Source organism: Oceanobacillus alkalisoli (assembly GCF_022213125.1).
GTDB classification, from domain to species: Bacteria; Bacillota; Bacilli; order Bacillales; family Amphibacillaceae; genus Oceanobacillus; species Oceanobacillus alkalisoli.
The window spans coordinates 127,526-143,741 of record NZ_JAKNRA010000002.1 but is presented as its reverse complement, the minus strand read 5'-3'; the positions used below and the strand labels follow the sequence as shown (position 1 = coordinate 143,741).

Below are 16,216 nucleotides of genomic sequence, written 5' to 3'. Positions count from 1 at the left end.
GCGAAATTTAAGTAAAATGTATAGTATCGTATACAAAATAAATAAGGGGTGCGTTTTTAGATGCTTAAAGTACAAGAAATACGTGAAATTATTAAATTAATTGATCAATCATCTATTACAGAATTTAATTATGAATCTAACGGAACTTCTGTTTCACTAAAAAAAGGAAGTAATGGGGCGGCTGTAGGAAGCGAAACACCACAAGTAACAGAAACTGCAGCTGTACAAATACAGCGCCAAAGTGAACCGGTTCAAGAACAAGTAGTTGAGAAACAAGCAGAAGTGATAGAGGAGCAACAGGAAGTAAAAGTAGAAAACAATGAATATGACTTTGAAATTGTATCTCCAATGGTCGGAACATTTTACGGGGCACCATCTCCGGAAGACGATGCATATGTTGCAGTCGGCAGCATCGTCCAATCAAATTCCATTGTTTGTATTGTCGAAGCAATGAAATTATTTAATGAAATTGAAGCGGAAGTAAGTGGAGAAATCGTTGAAATACTTGTGGAAAATGGCGAGCTTGTAGAGTATGGTCAACCACTATTCCGGGTAAAGAAAAAGTAAGGGGATGGAGTAATTGATTAATAAAGTGTTAATTGCGAACAGAGGAGAGATTGCTGTTCGAATTATTAGAGCCTGCCATGAAATGGGGATTGAAACCGTCGCAGTCTATTCAGAAGCAGATAAAGAATCTTTACACGTGCAACTTGCAGATGAAGCATATTGTATCGGCCCGAAATTAAGTAAAGACAGCTATCTCAACTTTACGAATATATTAAGTGTAGCAACGTCAACAGATGTGGATGCGATTCACCCAGGTTATGGATTCCTCGCTGAGAATGCTGATTTTGCTGAGTTGTGTGAAGCATGTAATATAAGCTTTATCGGTCCGACAGCAGAAGCGATTCAAAAAATGGGAATTAAAGACGTTGCCCGGGAAACGATGAAACAGGCTAATGTTCCGATTGTTCCTGGCTCTGATGGGATTATCGAAAGTGAAGAAGAGGGTATTGAAATCGCGGAAAAAATCGGCTATCCGGTCATTATCAAAGCTACAGCAGGTGGTGGCGGTAAAGGTATCCGTGTCGCAAGAAATGAAGAGGAACTTGTTAAGGGGATTCGTGTAACACAAAAAGAAGCAGAGACAGCTTTCGGGAATCCTGGAGTTTATCTCGAGAAATTTATTGAAGACTTCCGCCACGTGGAAATTCAAGTTCTTGCAGATAAACACGGAAATATTATCCACTTAGGAGAACGGGATTGTACGGTTCAAAGACGCCTGCAAAAACTAATCGAAGAAACCCCTTCCCCAGCGGTTACGCCGGAGATTAGAGAGAAGATGGGACAAGCGGCAGTTAATGCAGCTGCAGCAGTGGACTATGTCGGTGCTGGTACGATAGAATTCATATTCGACCGTCAGACTAAGGAATTTTACTTTATGGAAATGAATACAAGAATTCAAGTAGAACATCCAGTCACAGAAATGGTAACTGGAGTAGACTTGATTAAAGAACAAATTAAAGTGGCGGACAATGAAAAGCTCAGTCTAAAACAAGCGGATATCACATTTGACGGTTGGGCGATTGAATGCCGGATAAATGCGGAAAATCCATATAAGAACTTCATGCCTTCAGCAGGTAAGATCGATATGTATCTTGCGCCCGGAGGATTTGGAATTCGAGTGGATTCTCAAGCATATACCGGCTATACTATCCCGCCGTATTATGATTCCATGATTGCTAAACTAATATCCTACGGGTCAACAAGAGAAGAAGCAATAAAGAAAATGAAACGGGCACTTGATGAATTCGTGATTGAAGGAATTTACACGACAATTCCTTTCCACCGGCAAATAATGGATCATGATGTGTTCCAGCGCGGGGATTTCAATACGAACTTTTTAGAAGAGAACCCGATTGTAGAGGAATAGAACGACAACTTTCTATAAAAGGTGTGATTTCATGAGTGAACAACCATTATTAAATGTCAGTGATGATATATCTTTAGGTAGAGTGGAGATTGCCCCAGAGGTAATTGAAGTAATTGCTGGTATTGCTGCAACAGAAGTTAAAGGCTTATACGCAATGCGCGGAACTTTTGCCTCAGGCGTTGCAGAGCGTCTAGGGAAGCAGACACACAGTAAAGGTGTAAAAGTCGAGCTCACAGATAACGGGATCACAATCGATGTGTATTGTATCTTAAATTTCGGATCATCCATCCCGAAAGTCGCTCAGGCGTTACAAACGACGATCCGACAAAGTTTAAAGACAATGACGCAACTTGATATTGCTGAAATAAATATTCACGTAGTCGGAATCAATATGGATGAAAAAGAAGAGCAAGCTAAGCATAAGGAGTAGACAAGCAGGCCAGAGCGAAACACTTTGGCCTTCTTATCATTTGAGAAGAACAATAGAAGGAGTAAAAGCATGAAACGAAGCGAAGCAAGAGAAAAAGCATTCCAGTTTCTGTTTCAAATCGATATCAATCTTGATGTACCTAAAGAAAACATTCAAGAATATGTTGAAGAACAGGGAAATGATCCGTTTCTTAACCGATTAATACAAGGAGTGTTGGAGCAAAAATCCTCATTAGATGAAATAATTGCTAGTCATCTGGAGAATTGGAGCCTTGATCGTTTAGCTGCGGTAGAACGGACGATTTTGCGGCTTTCGACATTTGAAATAAAGTATCTGGAAGATATCCCGCTCAATGTCTCGATTAACGAGGCCGTCGAACTGGGCAACCGCTTTGGCGATGAGAAATCAGGGAAATTTGTTAATGGCGTATTATCCAAAATTGTAGAAGAGAAAGGAAATGAATTATGACTGCTGAAATCATTAGTGGAAAAGAATTAGCTGCAGAAATCAAGCAAGACTTGGCAAAAGAAATTGAGAAACTAAAAGTCAAAAACCTAACAGCAAAATTGGTAGTAGTTCTTGTCGGCGATAACCCCGCATCGCTTTCTTATGTTAAAGGGAAAGAGAAGGCGGCAGCTGAAATTGGAATGGATTCCGAGCTTATCACGTTACCGATTGAAACAACGGAAGCAGACTTATTAGCATTACTGGATGATCTGAATGATAATGATGCGGTTCATGGTATCTTAGTCCAATTACCGTTACCTGAACAAATTGATGAACAGAAAGTAATTGATCGGATAGATCCGTTGAAGGATGTGGACGGATTCCATCCGATTAATATCGGGAAGATGATGGCGGGGGAAGATAGTTTCCTGCCGTGTACTCCTTATGGAATCATTACGATGATCAAATCAAAAGGAATTAAGATTGAAGGGAAGCATGCGGTGATTATCGGGCGCAGTAATATTGTTGGAAAGCCAGTCGGACAACTTTTATTGAATGAAAATGCGACGGTCACTTACTGTCATTCCAGAACAGAGAACATGCATCAATACACACAAGCAGCTGATATTCTTATCGTAGCAATCGGAAAGGAAAATTTTATCAAGCAAGAGGATGTCAAAGAAGGCGCGGTTATTATCGACGTTGGGATTAACCGGACCCAAGCAGGTAAATTGACCGGTGATGTCGATTTTGCCGGGGTAGTGGAAAAAGCCGGGTATATTACACCTGTTCCGGGAGGGGTCGGTCCAATGACAATTACAATGCTTCTTTCCAATACAATTAAAGCGGCCAAAGGACTGACTGGTATTGAAGGATAAATACTTAACGGTAACAGCATTAACAAGGTATCTTAAGCGGAAGCTCGATATTGATCAGCATTTACAGCAAATATGGCTCCGAGGCGAAATATCGAATTTTAAACATCATAGTCGCGGTCATATGTATATGACGATAAAAGACGAACAGACAAGGATTCAAGCCGTTATGTTTGCCGGGAATAACCGTTATTTAAAATTTGTTCCGGAGAGTGGGATGAAAGTGCTCATTCGCGGAAATGTCAGTGTTTATGAAGCTGCCGGGCAATATCAACTGTATATTAATGCTATGGAGCCGGATGGTATCGGTGCTTTATACTTAGCTTACGAACAATTAAAGACCAAGCTGGAGCAGCAAGGTTATTTTTCATCTGTACATAAAAAGCAAATACCACCATTTCCGAAGCGAATAGGTGTCATAACATCTCCGACTGGTGCAGCAGTAAGAGATATTATTACAACGATCCAAAGACGCTATCCCTTGGTTGAAGTTGTAGTCATTCCAGTGCTTGTCCAAGGTCCAGAAGCAGCAGCCTCAATAAAGCAGGGAATTGAAATAGCGAATCGGATGGACTTTGATTCGTTAATTGTCGGAAGAGGCGGGGGTTCGATTGAAGAATTATGGAGTTTCAATGAAGAAATCGTTGCCCATGCAATTTATGAATCACAGATCCCAGTTATTTCTGCAGTTGGACATGAAACAGATACAACGATTAGTGACTTTGTAGCGGATTTAAGGGCACCCACGCCAACCGGTGCAGCAGAGCTTGCGGTTCCATCTCAAGCAGAATTAAAAAATAACATTGTTCTTTTTACCAAAAGAATAACCCGGGAAGTGAATCAATTATTGGACCGGGAAACACGACAGCTTCATAACTTGAGGAATTCATATGCCTTCCGTTATCCAAAAGAACTTATCCGCCAGAAAGAACAAGAATTAGATCAGCAAATGGAATCACTCGAGCGGACACTAAAGTTGCAAGTAAATGACGCTGCAGTAGCTCATCAAACCGTTATAAATCGACTTGCCCTGCAGCATCCGAAAGAAAGGATTGAAGAGGCGGAAAAGAAGTTGGTTGAACTTACAGCAACTAACAACCGCTATATGAATCAAACTCTTGATTACCACCTGCGAGAGCTTGGTAATTTATTAGATAAGTTAAGTTTGGTCAATCCATTAGAAATTATGAAGCGTGGATTTGCGTTACCTTATACTGCAGATGGCCAATTATTGAAGTCAGTGAAGCATATTAAGGAACATGAACAGCTATCAGTAAAATTAACAGACGGCACCATCGACGCCAGGGTGCTATCGGTAAAGGAGACTTCAAATGACTGAGAAAAATACGGAACTTTCCTTCGAGGAAGCAATGGAGAAGTTAGAGAAAATTGTAGGGAAGCTGGAAACAGGAGATGTCCCTTTGGAAAAAGCAATTGATTATTATCAGGAAGGCATGATTTTATCAAAACTATGCAGTGATAAAATTAATTCTGTCCAAGATAAAATGGCAAAAATCTTAAATGAACACGGAGAAATCACAAACTTTGATGTGGAGGGGGAAGTCTAGCATGCACGAGGCCAATCTGGAAGATTATTTAAAGCGGCAGAAAGACTTAATTGAAAGTGAAATGGAAGCTCAATTAGCTAAGCTTTCGATTCCAGATCGATTAAAAGCTTCCATGCTCTATTCCCTTCAAGCTGGCGGGAAAAGAATCCGACCCATTCTTTTGATTGCTAGCTATGAAGCTTATGGGACTTCTATTGAAAAAACCATTTCTACCGCGATTGCATTAGAAATGATGCATACATATTCTTTAATTCATGATGATTTACCTGCGATGGATGATGATGATTACCGCCGTGGACAATTGACGAATCATAAGAAGTTTGATGAAGCAACGGCAATTTTAGCAGGTGATGGCTTACTTACACATAGCTTTACGTTGATTGCGAATGAGCCACTCCTTACCGACCGTGAAAAAGTTGAATTAACAAGAAAAATTGGCGAAGCGAGTGGTCCGCTTGGTATGGTTGCCGGACAGATCCTCGATATGGAAGCGGAAAATAAAGGAATATCAGTCCCGCTTGAACAACTTGAGAAGATTCACGAGTTGAAAACTGGAGAATTATTGAAGTTCGCTGTTTACGCTGGTGCCTTTTTAGGCGGGGCAACAGAAGCACAACTAACTCACCTTACACGTTTTGCCCATTACTTAGGATTAATCTTCCAAGTTCAGGATGATATCTTAGATATTACTGGAACAGAGGAAGCACTTGGTAAACCTGTAGGAAGTGATGTGGATAATAATAAAAGCACCTATCCGAAGCTGCTTGGGCTAGACGGAGCTATAAAACAAAAAGAAATATATGTGGAAAAAGCAATGGAATCATTGCAGCAAGCAGGAGCAATTCAATCACAGTTAAAAGCATTAATTGATTATATTAGTAACCGAGATCATTAAGTAAATCGTAAGGTCCAGCCGTTCAATATGCAAGACGAGCGGCTGTTTTTTTTGTTTGGAAGATGTATACTATTTTAGAATATGAGTCATTTGATGTATAATAAATCAGAAAAGCTTATGAATATGAATGACAGTCACAGTAAAGGAAATGAAAATGACAAAAAAACGTTTAGATGAATTACTTGTAGAACGAGATTTAGTTGATAGTACTGATATGGCCAAGCGTCTGATTATGGCTGGTTTAGTTTATTCAGAGCATGAACGACTAGATAAACCAGGTGTTAAAGTCGAGAAAGACATGCCAATTCGTATAAAACAAAAAAATAAATCCTATGTCAGCCGCGGCGGATTGAAATTAGAGAAAGCAATCCAACAGTTTAACTTGGATCTCCAAGATAAAACCATACTTGACATTGGTTCATCAACGGGGGGCTTTACCGATTGCGCCCTTCAGCATGGGGCGAGATTAAGTTATGCAATTGATGTCGGATACAATCAACTCGATTGGAAATTACGCAATGATAAACGGGTCGTCGTTATGGAACGGACTAATTTCCGCTATGTAACAAAAGATATGCTAGAAGCAATCCCGGAATTTGCTTCGATTGATGTCTCTTTTATCTCTTTGCGTTTGATTTTACCTGTGCTTAAACATTTATTAAGTGAATCGAATGATGTCGTAGCTTTAATCAAACCCCAATTTGAAGCGCAGAAAGAGCAAGTCGGTGAGGGTGGAATCATTCGTGATAAAGAAGTTCATGTGGAAGTTCTTGAACAGGTCACACGCTTTGCTGAAGAAGAAAATTTCATTTTGCATGGTATTACGTATTCGCCGATTACAGGAACTCAAGGTAATGTAGAATTTTTAGCCCATTTTAAACACCTTCCAGAACTAAAAGAAAAACCCTATACGTTATCTCTTGAAGAAGTTGTAGACAAAGCACATAAGCATTTAAAAGCAACATAGCAAAAAACGGAGGTCAGCCGAATGAGTAAGATTCAACGACATATTAAAATTCGTGAATTAATTCATGAACACGAAATCGAAACGCAAGATGAGCTAGTTGATGAACTGAAAGCTCTTGGTTATAATGTTACCCAAGCAACAGTCTCGCGTGATATTAAAGAATTACATTTAGTGAAAGTACCTACACTATCCGGAAAGTATAAATACAGTTTGCCAGCAGATTTACGATTTAATCCCGAGGAAAAATTAAAACGTCTTATTGTTGATGCTTTTGTCAGTATTGACCATGCGAATCATTTTGTTGTACTAAAAACATTGCCTGGGAACGCAAATGCAATCGGTGTGTTAATTGATAACCTCGAATGGGAAGAGATAATGGGAACAATTTGCGGGGATGATACATGTTTAATCATCTGCCGAAAAGAAAAGAATGCAGAAAAAATTAAAAACCGCTTCATACGCATGCTTTAATATTGTATACAAGAAGAGGTGAACAATCATGCTTACGGAACTTTCTATTCAAAACTTTGCAATTATCGATCAAATATCGATTACATTTAATGAGGGATTAACCGTGCTTTCTGGTGAAACGGGAGCTGGGAAGTCAATCATTATCGATGCTATCCAACTTCTTGCAGGGGGTCGCGGGTCTGTTGAATATGTACGTCATAAAACAAATAAAGCAGAAATTGAAGGATTATTTTCCATTGAATCATTGGAGCACCCAATTTATGCGGTCGGGAGACAATACGGCATTGAAATAACGGATGAGCAGGTCGTTTTAGAACGAACGATTACGAAAAGCGGGAAAAGCATTTGCCGGGTGAACGGTAAATTGGTGACGCTCGCAATTCTTAGGGAATTTGGTAAAACACTGATTGATATACATAGCCAGCACGAAACCCAGTCTCTAATGGATGCAGACAATCACATTCACCTGCTTGACCTTTATGACTACGAGAACATCAAACAGGCTAAAGAAGAATACACGGGGCTTTACAACAGGCTAAAAAAGTTACAGCAACGCTACAAACAATTAAATGAAAATGAGCAAGAAACTGCCCATCGCCAAGATTTATTATCCTTTCAATTACAAGAATTGGAACAGGCCAATCTTGTCCCGGACGAGGATGAAATAATGGAAAAAGAACGAAACTCCCTTGCCAACTTTGAGAATATCCATACCGCGCTTCAGAACGCCTATAATGCCTTATACGGGGAAGGAAGAGGTTTGGAATGGGTAAATCATGCGATGCTCTCTTTAAGCGAACATGAAAAGATTGATCCTTTTATTGATGAAAAAGCAGAAGAAATCGCTAACCATTATTATTCGATTGAGACGATGGCATTTGATTTACGGAATTATATCGATCAATTGCAATATAATCCAGAACGATTGAATGAAATTGAAGCAAGAATAAATGAACTCAATCGGTTAAAAAAGAAATATGGTTCAACTGTGAATGAAATGCAAACGTACATGGCGAAAATAGAAGAAGAATTGGAAGAAATCACGAATAAAGATTTTCATTTAACGGCACTGGTAGAAGAGATTGAAGAAGTGGAAAAGGATGCCATGCTTGAGGCAAAAGAACTTCATGATTTAAGAGAAAAAGCTGCAAGAGCACTTGTTAAAGAAATCCATAGCGAATTGAAAAGCTTATATTTAGAAAAAGCGGAGTTCCAAATAAGTTTTGATATTGAAGCAGATCATCCAAAACTTCATAAAGACGGGTATGATACAATCCGCTTTATGATTTCGACAAATCCGGGTGAGCCACTTAAAGAGCTGACAAAAGTAGCTTCAGGTGGAGAATTATCTAGAATTATGCTCGTTCTAAAGAAAATCTTCGCTAAGCATCAAGGGGTAACAAGTGTGATATTTGATGAAGTTGATACGGGTGTAAGCGGGCGCGTTGCACAAGCGATTGCTGAGAAGATATATGAAATATCTAACGCTTCACAAGTACTTTGTATTACTCATTTACCTCAAGTTGCAGCAATGGCAGACACGCATAAACTGATTAAAAAACATGAAAAAGATGACAGAACTTCAACACATGTTACCGAATTAAGCACGGACGAACAAATGGAAGAATTAAGCCGAATGATTACTGGAACGAAATTGACAGAAACAGCGAAAGAACATGCAAAAGAAATGCTTGACCTTGCCGACATGTTCAAGAAGAAAAATCATCAGGAATAATATTGAGTAATAGCCGGAAACTAACAGTACCGGCTTTTTTTAATGTTTTTTTACATATCATCATAAATTAGCCTCTACTGCACGTCATTTATTATGCAAGGAAAACTTAAGCATATCACTTATGAATCACCAGTTTAAAATCAGCCTGCTTCGCTCAAATTAGGAGTACAGAAAAAAAATTGGTATGGGTGAGATGCGAGGGGTGTTAAATATACATGAAGATAGCAAAGAGACAATCGATAAAACGAACCTTGATACTATTTGGAAGCTTTTTATTCCTTCTTACATTTACACTTCCATTTCAAGCAGGAATATTTCCCGCAAAAGACACAATGACTCATGAAGTGTTCTCTAATTTCATTCCTTTAAGTGTTGTTTCTGCTGAAGAGGATGCGTCATTGGAACCGATACAGAGGGAGGAAGATATTAAATTAATTCCAGGAGGTCAATCGATTGGGGTGCAGCTGGAAACGCTCGGGGTACTTGTAGTCGGTCACCATTCCATTCAAGGGAAAGAAGGCTCATTGTCACCGGGACAGGATGCCAAAGTCTTAATTGGGGATATGATTGTTGAAATCAATGGGAAACCGATTAAAGATATGAGCGAGATCAAACCATTGGTAAACACAGCCGGGAAGCAAAATGAAGAACTAAAAATTACGCTGAAAAGGGGAAATGAAACACTTAACACATCCTTACAGCCAGTACAAGATAAACGGGATCAGGAATATAAGATTGGACTTTATATTAGGGATTCTGCAGCGGGAATTGGGACGATGACATTCCATGACCCAGAGACAAAGCGATATGGGGCGCTTGGTCATGTAATTTCAGATATGGACACAAAGAAACCGATTGAATTAATGAGAGGTAAGATTGTCCGGTCATCTGTCGTCCACATTGAAAAAGGTAATCAAGGAACACCGGGTGAGAAGCAAGCAAGATTCTCCGCAGACCGGAATGTGATTGGAAGTATTGTGAAGAATACACCACACGGCATTTTTGGTGTGCTTAACTCAACCATAACGAATGACAATTATGATAAGCCTTTACCAATCACCCGATCTGATGAAGTTAAAGAAGGCCCAGCAAAAATTTTAACTGTTGTTGCTGATGAAAAGGTCGAGGAATTCGACATCGAAATCGTTAGCTCGGTTCCGCAAAAAAAAGCTGACATTAAAGGAATGGTTCTTAAAATAACCGACCCTCGTCTCCTCGAAAGTACAGGTGGAATTGTTCAAGGAATGAGCGGCAGTCCCATTATACAAGACGGAAAGATAGTAGGTGCTGTAACACATGTATTCGTTAACGACCCAACTTCGGGCTATGGTGTCCATATCGAATGGATGCTGAACGATGCAGGAATATCCATTAAAAAAGATGATGAAACCATTGCCTTAGCGAGCTAACCAAGAACTTGCAACAGTAAAAACACCCTGTTGCAAGTTTTTTACATTCATTAAGCGTAAGTATCCGAAATGTCCGAAACTCACTTCTGGAGGTCCGCAGTCCAGACACCTCTCGCACCTGCTGAGCGGCCGGCAAGCCTCCTCGCGCTGAGCACTAAGGGGTCTCGCCAGCCCTATCCTCCCGCAGGAGTCTCGAGGTGTCTGGACTGCTATCAGGAAAGACCAAATATGGATCACTGTTTAATGTTCCAAAGGTATAATTCTTATCGTGACGAAACAATTTCTATTCAGAGAATCAGTTTAGTTGCCCGGTGGACGGTGACTCCTGCGGGAACAGCACGAGCCTGGAGACCCCGCAGGGCGCGAGCCCGAAGAGCTCTAGCAGTGCCTAAGGATGCGCATCCGTCCACCGGGCAACTGAACGGCGATTAGAGAGAGCCATGAGAACGTGCAAAACACTTACACTGAATGAAAGTGATAAGATTATACAGTATTGAGCTTTGGTGACGAAAATCTAGTTATGGTTTTTGTCGAATAACATCGAATAAATTTGTCGAAAAAGCTCGGTATATTAGTTAAATTGTAGGAAAAATAGAGAAATATAAAAATATACAAATTCTTTAAAATAAAGAAGGATAATAATATCTTTTGTAGAATATGTAAGAGGGAAGAGTAAAAATAAGGAGGATTCGTAAAGTGGAAAGTATTTCAGTATGTTTAGTCGATGATAACCCGGAATTAATTTCGTTAATGGAGGAATATTTTGAAGGTCAAGATGATATTGAAGTAATCGGTACAGCTTCAAATGGCAGGGAATGCCTAGAAATGTTGGAGGTATTAGAACCCGATATACTTATATTAGATATTATTATGCCACATATTGATGGAATTGCAGTACTGAATCAATTACGCACGCTGGAATTAAATAAAACACCGCAAGTCATCATGCTAACTGCATTCGGCCAGGAAGAAGTAATGAAAAAAGCAGTTGAATTTGGCGCTTCTTATTTCATTTTAAAACCATTTGACTTGGACCATCTAGCTGACAGAATCCGAACGATCAGTAAGAATATCGATAATTTTAAAACCAAAGTAAGAAAACAAAGGAAAAAGAATAAGACACATAATCTTGAAGCAAGCATTACAAATATCATTCATGAAGTTGGTGTGCCAGCCCATATTAAAGGTTATATGTATCTACGGGAAGCAATTACGATGGTTTATAATAATATCGATTTGTTGGGAGCAATTACAAAAACGCTTTATCCGCAAATCGCAAAAAAATATAATACAACAGCTTCCAGAGTGGAGCGAGCAATTCGCCATGCGATAGAAGTAGCTTGGAGCAGGGGGAACATTGATTCAATATCGGCATTATTCGGTTATACCATTAATATTTCTAAAGCAAAACCTACGAACAGTGAATTCATTGCGATGGTTGCTGACAGATTACGGCTTGAACATCAAGTCAGCTAAAAAAAGAGACTGGATCAAACATCCAGTCTCTTCTTATGCATTTCTCTAGGAACCACTTTTTACTAACGAATCTTCCTCTACAAAATACAGTTCATAAAGGGAGCGGATTGCCCGTTCTAAATCGTCGGCTTGAATACCAAACATCATGGATACCTCGGAAGAACCTTGGTTGATCATATCAATATTTACATTTGCCCTTGTAAATGCTTCAGTTGCCTTATTAGCAACACCAATCGAATTTACAAGCCCTTCACCAACGACCATAATAATTGCTATTCCTCTTGTAATACTGACCGTATCTGGATGCAGTTCATTTTTAATCCGTTCTAAAATAACTCTTTCTTTATGGCGCGGTAAATTACTTTCCCGGAAAATAACAGACATGTTGTCAATTCCGGAAGGAGCATGTTCAAATGACACACCTTCATCTTCAAAGATATTTAATAGCTTACGCCCAAATCCAATTTCTCTGTTCATTAGATATTTGCTGACATAAAGACTGCAGAAGCCAGTATCACTTGCGATACCTGTTACAACTCGTCCATTTAATTCCCGTTCTGCGACGATCAATGTCCCTTTAGCTGAAGGGTTATTCGTGTTTTTAATTGCGACCGGAATTTTGGCATGGTAAGCAGGGATTAACGCTTCATCATGAAAAACAGAGAAACCAGCATAAGATAATTCCCGCATTTCTTTATACGTAAGTTTTGTAATTGTTTTCGGATTAGGTACAAAAGCAGGATTTACTGTAAATACAGAATCAACATCTGTGAAATTCTCATAAATCTCAGCTTCGACACCAGCAGCGATTAATGAACCGGTAATGTCTGATCCGCCCCTAGAAAATGTAACGAGTTTACCTTCCTCTGTATATCCGAAGAAACCGGGGATGACAAGTACTCCATCCCGTTCTCTTAGCATGCAAATCTTATCAAAACTATCCGGAAGAATTTGTGCGTTACCTGGCTCATCACTAAGAATAAGGCCGGCTTCCTGCGGATTGACGTATGCCGAATAGATACCGATTTTATTTAAATAAGCACTCAGCAATTTCGCTGAACTATCTTCACCGATTGCTTTTACGGCATCCATTAAACTTGCCTCATTATCAGATAGTTCCTGTACTTGTTTTAATGATTCTGTAAATTCATCCAATAACGTACTTGGAAGTTCTAATTCTGTAACTATCTCTGTAAAACGCTGCATAATGGCCTCGAACTGTTCGTCAAAATCAGTTTGCTTTAAATAAGCAGTCCCAAGGTCGATCAGCAAGTCGGTCATCTTTGTGTCTTCCTTAAATCGTTTTCCCGGAGCTGACACAACGATAAATTTACGGCTTGCGTCACTCTTTATAATATCTCCAACTTTCATTAATTGGCTTGCACTCGCCATTGAACTGCCGCCAAATTTTGCGACCTTCATCTGGTTTCCTCCTCATTTGTTACATAAAGATAATTTTCTACTTATCATATCATAAATTCATATATAATTACGATAAAAAGTTAATAAATTTTGTTTATTCACCCTTAACAGAGGAATTCTTCTCTTTTGCTTTGTTTTTTCGATCGCGAAAAACGATAAAACCTCCAAGAAAAGCGATTCCAGCAAGGAATAAGGCTAATCCGACAACAAATTGAATCCATGAATAAATGAAAATGGTATAAAAATCGTTGAATAATGTATCCCGCATTAATTTAATTCCAATGGCAGCAATGATGCCAGGGATTAATAGGATGCCAATTGCTATATTTCTCATGTTCATTCCCCTTTAAAAATCTCTAAAGTTGTTCTATCTATAGAGTATAGCAAAAATATGCATAGAAATAGAACAAAATCATTCAAAGGGAAATGTTTTATACACAATAATGCAGTAGTTATCATAATCAACTAATCATTGCCAATTCATTCACGATAACGTATGATATAAGTATGCAAGATAATGCAAAGGTGGTGAATTGATGAAAAAAGTACTTATTGTTGGTGCCGGAAAAGGTGGGACGGCATTGATTCATATCATTCACTCCACAACCACTATGAAAATTGTGGCAGTAATTGATCACAATGATGATGCACCCGGTCTTGCATTAGCTAATAAGTTACAAATACAAACCGGAAGTGATTGGAGAGCCTGGGTCGATAAATCGATCGATATCATTATTGAAGCTACAGGCGATCAGACTGTCCTTGAAGAACTGATCCGTTCGAGAAGAGAACAGACAGTTGTTGTTCCAGGCTCCGTGGCCTACATTATTTCTGAACTTGTAGATGAAAAAGATGTACTGCTTGAGCAAATTAAGCAGCAAAGCGATGATCAGGAATTGATTCTTAACCATATTCGTGACGGAATGATTGTTATCGACAAGGAAGAGAACATTCAATTTGTGAATGAGAAAGCGGCAGAGATTGTCGGGCATCCGAAAGATGCATTTATCGGCAAGCATATAAGACACATTATAAAAAATTCACGTCTACCAAATATACTTCAAACAAAAGAAAAAGAAATTAATCAGAAGTTTCCATTAGAAAATGGAAAACAGATTATTTCCACACGGATACCTTTAATTAGTGAAAACGGTGATTTAATTGGAGCGTTTACTGTATTCAAAGACATTACCGAAGTTGTTAAGTTAGCAGAAGAGAACACCGATTTAATCGAGCTGAAAAATATGTTAGAAGCGATCATTAAATCTTCAGACGCTGCAATAAGTGTTGTTGATGAACATGGTAATGGCATCATGATTAATCCTGCCTATACAAGAATAACTGGACTAACAGAAGATGATGTGATTGGAAAACCAGCGACAGTAGACATCCATGAAGGGGAAAGCATGCACATGAAAGTGCTGCAAACTGGTAATGCCTATCGTGGGGTCCGGATGAAAGTTGGCCAGAAAAAAAGTGAAGTCATTGTAAATGTTGCACCGGTCATTGCCAAAGGTAAAATTCAAGGAAGTGTCGGCGTCCTGCATGATGTCTCGGAAATTCAAGCACTGACAAATGAACTGGAACATGCGAGGCGAATTATACGCAGTCTGGAAGCAAAATATACGTTTGATGATATTATCGGTTCATCACCTGAAATGCAACTGGCACTTGAACAAGCGAAAGTTGGAGCGAAGACGCCAGCAACAGTTTTGCTAAGAGGTGATTCTGGTACGGGGAAAGAGTTGTTTGCCCATGCGATTCATAATGAAAGTGACCGCAAACAAAATAAATTCATCCGTGTTAATTGTGCCACAATGAATGAATCATTGCTTGAAATGGAATTATTCGGTTATGAATCACGTGAATCGCCCAAAAGTAAAGTAGGTGCCTTCGAAGCAGCGGATGAAGGAAGTGTCTTTCTTGATGAAATTGGTGAGTTATCTTTAGATATGCAGTCTAAACTTCTCCGGGTTTTAGAGGAGAAGGAGATTATTCGTGTTGGTGGAAAACAAGCGCTTCCAATTGACGTCCGGATCATTACTGCAACGAATACAAATTTGGAAAAAGCAATCAGTAATCGGACATTCAGAGAGGATCTTTACTACCGTTTAAATCGTTTACCTATTTTTATTCCATCTTTAAGTGAACGTGTATCTGACATTCGCGAACTGGCAGAGCATCTCATTTTGAAACTTAATGAAGATTACCGCAGAGATGTCAAGCATATTAGTGAAGAAGCAATTGAAGTGCTCGAGCAATACCAGTGGCCGGGGAACGTAAGGGAGTTGGAGAATATGATTGGTCGCGCGATGATTTATATGGATAATCAGGAAGAAGTAATTAAAAAAGAATACTTACCGAAATTACTGCAATCATCTTCCACGCTAAAGCAATCCAATCTCATGTTCCCGGAGTGGGACTCTTTAACAGACGCTGTAGATGGTTTTGAGAAAGATTATATCTATAAAGTATATAAAAATAATGGATTTAATAAAACGAAAACTGCTCAAGCATTAAATATTTCAATTCGAAACTTATATTATAAAATTGAGAAATACCAGCTTGAATGATACTTAGGGCTAAAT

16 protein-coding genes are annotated in these 16,216 nt (G+C 39.1%); 14 read left to right on the top strand and 2 right to left on the bottom strand.

Going from position 1 to position 16,216, the window contains the following annotated elements; translation table 11 throughout:
- Positions 1–60 precede the first annotated feature (60 nt).
- From accB to spo0A, 13 genes are all read left to right on the top strand, one after another.
- On the top strand, positions 61–567 hold the full coding sequence (accB, locus tag L3V42_RS05310; protein WP_235760872.1) for an acetyl-CoA carboxylase biotin carboxyl carrier protein: 507 nt from the start codon (positions 61–63) through the stop codon (positions 565–567).
- A gap of 13 nt (positions 568–580) precedes the next feature.
- Positions 581–1,933 (top strand): acetyl-CoA carboxylase biotin carboxylase subunit, encoded by a 1,353-nt coding sequence (accC, locus tag L3V42_RS05305; protein WP_235760871.1) that lies wholly within the window; start codon positions 581–583, stop codon positions 1,931–1,933.
- Positions 1,934–1,964: 31 nt separating this feature from the next.
- Positions 1,965–2,363 carry an Asp23/Gls24 family envelope stress response protein gene (locus tag L3V42_RS05300; RefSeq protein ID WP_235760870.1) on the top strand — a complete coding sequence of 133 codons (399 nt, stop codon included), beginning with the start codon at positions 1,965–1,967 and terminating at the stop codon, positions 2,361–2,363.
- A gap of 69 nt (positions 2,364–2,432) precedes the next feature.
- Positions 2,433–2,831 carry a transcription antitermination factor NusB gene (gene nusB, locus L3V42_RS05295; protein ID WP_235760869.1) on the top strand — a complete coding sequence of 133 codons (399 nt, stop codon included), beginning with the start codon at positions 2,433–2,435 and terminating at the stop codon, positions 2,829–2,831.
- On the top strand, positions 2,828–3,688 hold the full coding sequence (gene folD, locus L3V42_RS05290) for a bifunctional methylenetetrahydrofolate dehydrogenase/methenyltetrahydrofolate cyclohydrolase FolD (protein ID WP_238471498.1): 861 nt from the start codon (positions 2,828–2,830) through the stop codon (positions 3,686–3,688). The genes nusB and folD overlap by 4 nt, the downstream gene beginning before the upstream one ends.
- On the top strand, positions 3,678–5,024 hold the full coding sequence (gene xseA / locus L3V42_RS05285; protein ID WP_235760867.1) for an exodeoxyribonuclease VII large subunit: 1,347 nt from the start codon (positions 3,678–3,680) through the stop codon (positions 5,022–5,024). The genes folD and xseA overlap by 11 nt, the downstream gene beginning before the upstream one ends.
- A complete protein-coding gene (xseB, locus tag L3V42_RS05280) occupies positions 5,017–5,253 on the top strand; it encodes an exodeoxyribonuclease VII small subunit (RefSeq protein WP_235760866.1) in 237 nt (78 codons plus the stop codon). Before xseA ends, xseB begins: the two co-directional genes overlap by 8 nt.
- 1 nt (position 5,254) lies before the next feature.
- Entirely contained in the window at positions 5,255–6,148 is an 894-nt protein-coding gene (locus tag L3V42_RS05275; RefSeq protein ID WP_235760865.1) for a polyprenyl synthetase family protein, read from the top strand.
- A 148-nt stretch (positions 6,149–6,296) separates the two neighbouring features.
- On the top strand, positions 6,297–7,115 hold the full coding sequence (locus tag L3V42_RS05270; RefSeq protein WP_235761088.1) for a TlyA family RNA methyltransferase: 819 nt from the start codon (positions 6,297–6,299) through the stop codon (positions 7,113–7,115).
- Positions 7,116–7,136: 21 nt separating this feature from the next.
- The gene (gene ahrC / locus L3V42_RS05265) at positions 7,137–7,586 is read left to right on the top strand and encodes a transcriptional regulator AhrC/ArgR (RefSeq protein WP_235760864.1); all 450 of its coding nucleotides are present in this window, start codon (positions 7,137–7,139) and stop codon (positions 7,584–7,586) included.
- 28 nt (positions 7,587–7,614) lie between these two features.
- Entirely contained in the window at positions 7,615–9,321 is a 1,707-nt protein-coding gene (gene recN, locus L3V42_RS05260) for a DNA repair protein RecN (protein WP_238471497.1), read from the top strand.
- Between the two features lie 215 nt (positions 9,322–9,536).
- Positions 9,537–10,730: a SpoIVB peptidase gene (gene spoIVB, locus L3V42_RS05255; protein WP_238471496.1), complete on the top strand. Its 1,194-nt coding sequence runs from the start codon at positions 9,537–9,539 to the stop codon at positions 10,728–10,730.
- A 696-nt stretch (positions 10,731–11,426) separates the two neighbouring features.
- A complete protein-coding gene (spo0A, locus tag L3V42_RS05250) occupies positions 11,427–12,206 on the top strand; it encodes a sporulation transcription factor Spo0A (RefSeq protein WP_235760861.1) in 780 nt (259 codons plus the stop codon).
- A gap of 45 nt (positions 12,207–12,251) precedes the next feature.
- Here the strand turns inward: spo0A and L3V42_RS05245 are convergent, their stop codons facing one another.
- Positions 12,252–13,628: an aspartate kinase gene (locus L3V42_RS05245; RefSeq protein WP_238471495.1), complete on the bottom strand. Its 1,377-nt coding sequence runs from the start codon at positions 13,626–13,628 to the stop codon at positions 12,252–12,254.
- A 94-nt stretch (positions 13,629–13,722) separates the two neighbouring features.
- On the bottom strand, positions 13,723–13,962 hold the full coding sequence (locus L3V42_RS05240; RefSeq protein WP_235760859.1) for a DUF2627 family protein: 240 nt from the start codon (positions 13,960–13,962) through the stop codon (positions 13,723–13,725).
- Between the two features lie 202 nt (positions 13,963–14,164).
- Here L3V42_RS05240 and L3V42_RS05235 point away from each other — a divergent pair, with 202 nt between their 5' ends.
- A complete protein-coding gene (locus L3V42_RS05235) occupies positions 14,165–16,201 on the top strand; it encodes a sigma 54-interacting transcriptional regulator (protein ID WP_235760858.1) in 2,037 nt (678 codons plus the stop codon).
- The last annotated feature ends 15 nt before the right edge of the window (positions 16,202–16,216 follow it).

Coding starts and splice junctions, on each gene's coding strand:
- nusB (WP_235760869.1), top strand. CDS start 2,433: ATGAAACGAAGCGAAGCAAGAGAAAAAGCATTCCAGTTTCTGTTTCAA.
- L3V42_RS05275 (WP_235760865.1), top strand. CDS start 5,255: ATGCACGAGGCCAATCTGGAAGATTATTTAAAGCGGCAGAAAGACTTA.
- xseB (WP_235760866.1), top strand. CDS start 5,017: ATGACTGAGAAAAATACGGAACTTTCCTTCGAGGAAGCAATGGAGAAG.
- L3V42_RS05235 (WP_235760858.1), top strand. CDS start 14,165: ATGAAAAAAGTACTTATTGTTGGTGCCGGAAAAGGTGGGACGGCATTG.
- folD (WP_238471498.1), top strand. CDS start 2,828: ATGACTGCTGAAATCATTAGTGGAAAAGAATTAGCTGCAGAAATCAAG.
- L3V42_RS05270 (WP_235761088.1), top strand. CDS start 6,297: ATGAAAATGACAAAAAAACGTTTAGATGAATTACTTGTAGAACGAGAT.
- L3V42_RS05300 (WP_235760870.1), top strand. CDS start 1,965: ATGAGTGAACAACCATTATTAAATGTCAGTGATGATATATCTTTAGGT.
- spoIVB (WP_238471496.1), top strand. CDS start 9,537: ATGAAGATAGCAAAGAGACAATCGATAAAACGAACCTTGATACTATTT.
- L3V42_RS05240 (WP_235760859.1), bottom strand. CDS start 13,962: ATGAGAAATATAGCAATTGGCATCCTATTAATCCCTGGCATCATTGCT.
- ahrC (WP_235760864.1), top strand. CDS start 7,137: ATGAGTAAGATTCAACGACATATTAAAATTCGTGAATTAATTCATGAA.
- L3V42_RS05245 (WP_238471495.1), bottom strand. CDS start 13,628: ATGAAGGTCGCAAAATTTGGCGGCAGTTCAATGGCGAGTGCAAGCCAA.
- accB (WP_235760872.1), top strand. CDS start 61: ATGCTTAAAGTACAAGAAATACGTGAAATTATTAAATTAATTGATCAA.
- recN (WP_238471497.1), top strand. CDS start 7,615: ATGCTTACGGAACTTTCTATTCAAAACTTTGCAATTATCGATCAAATA.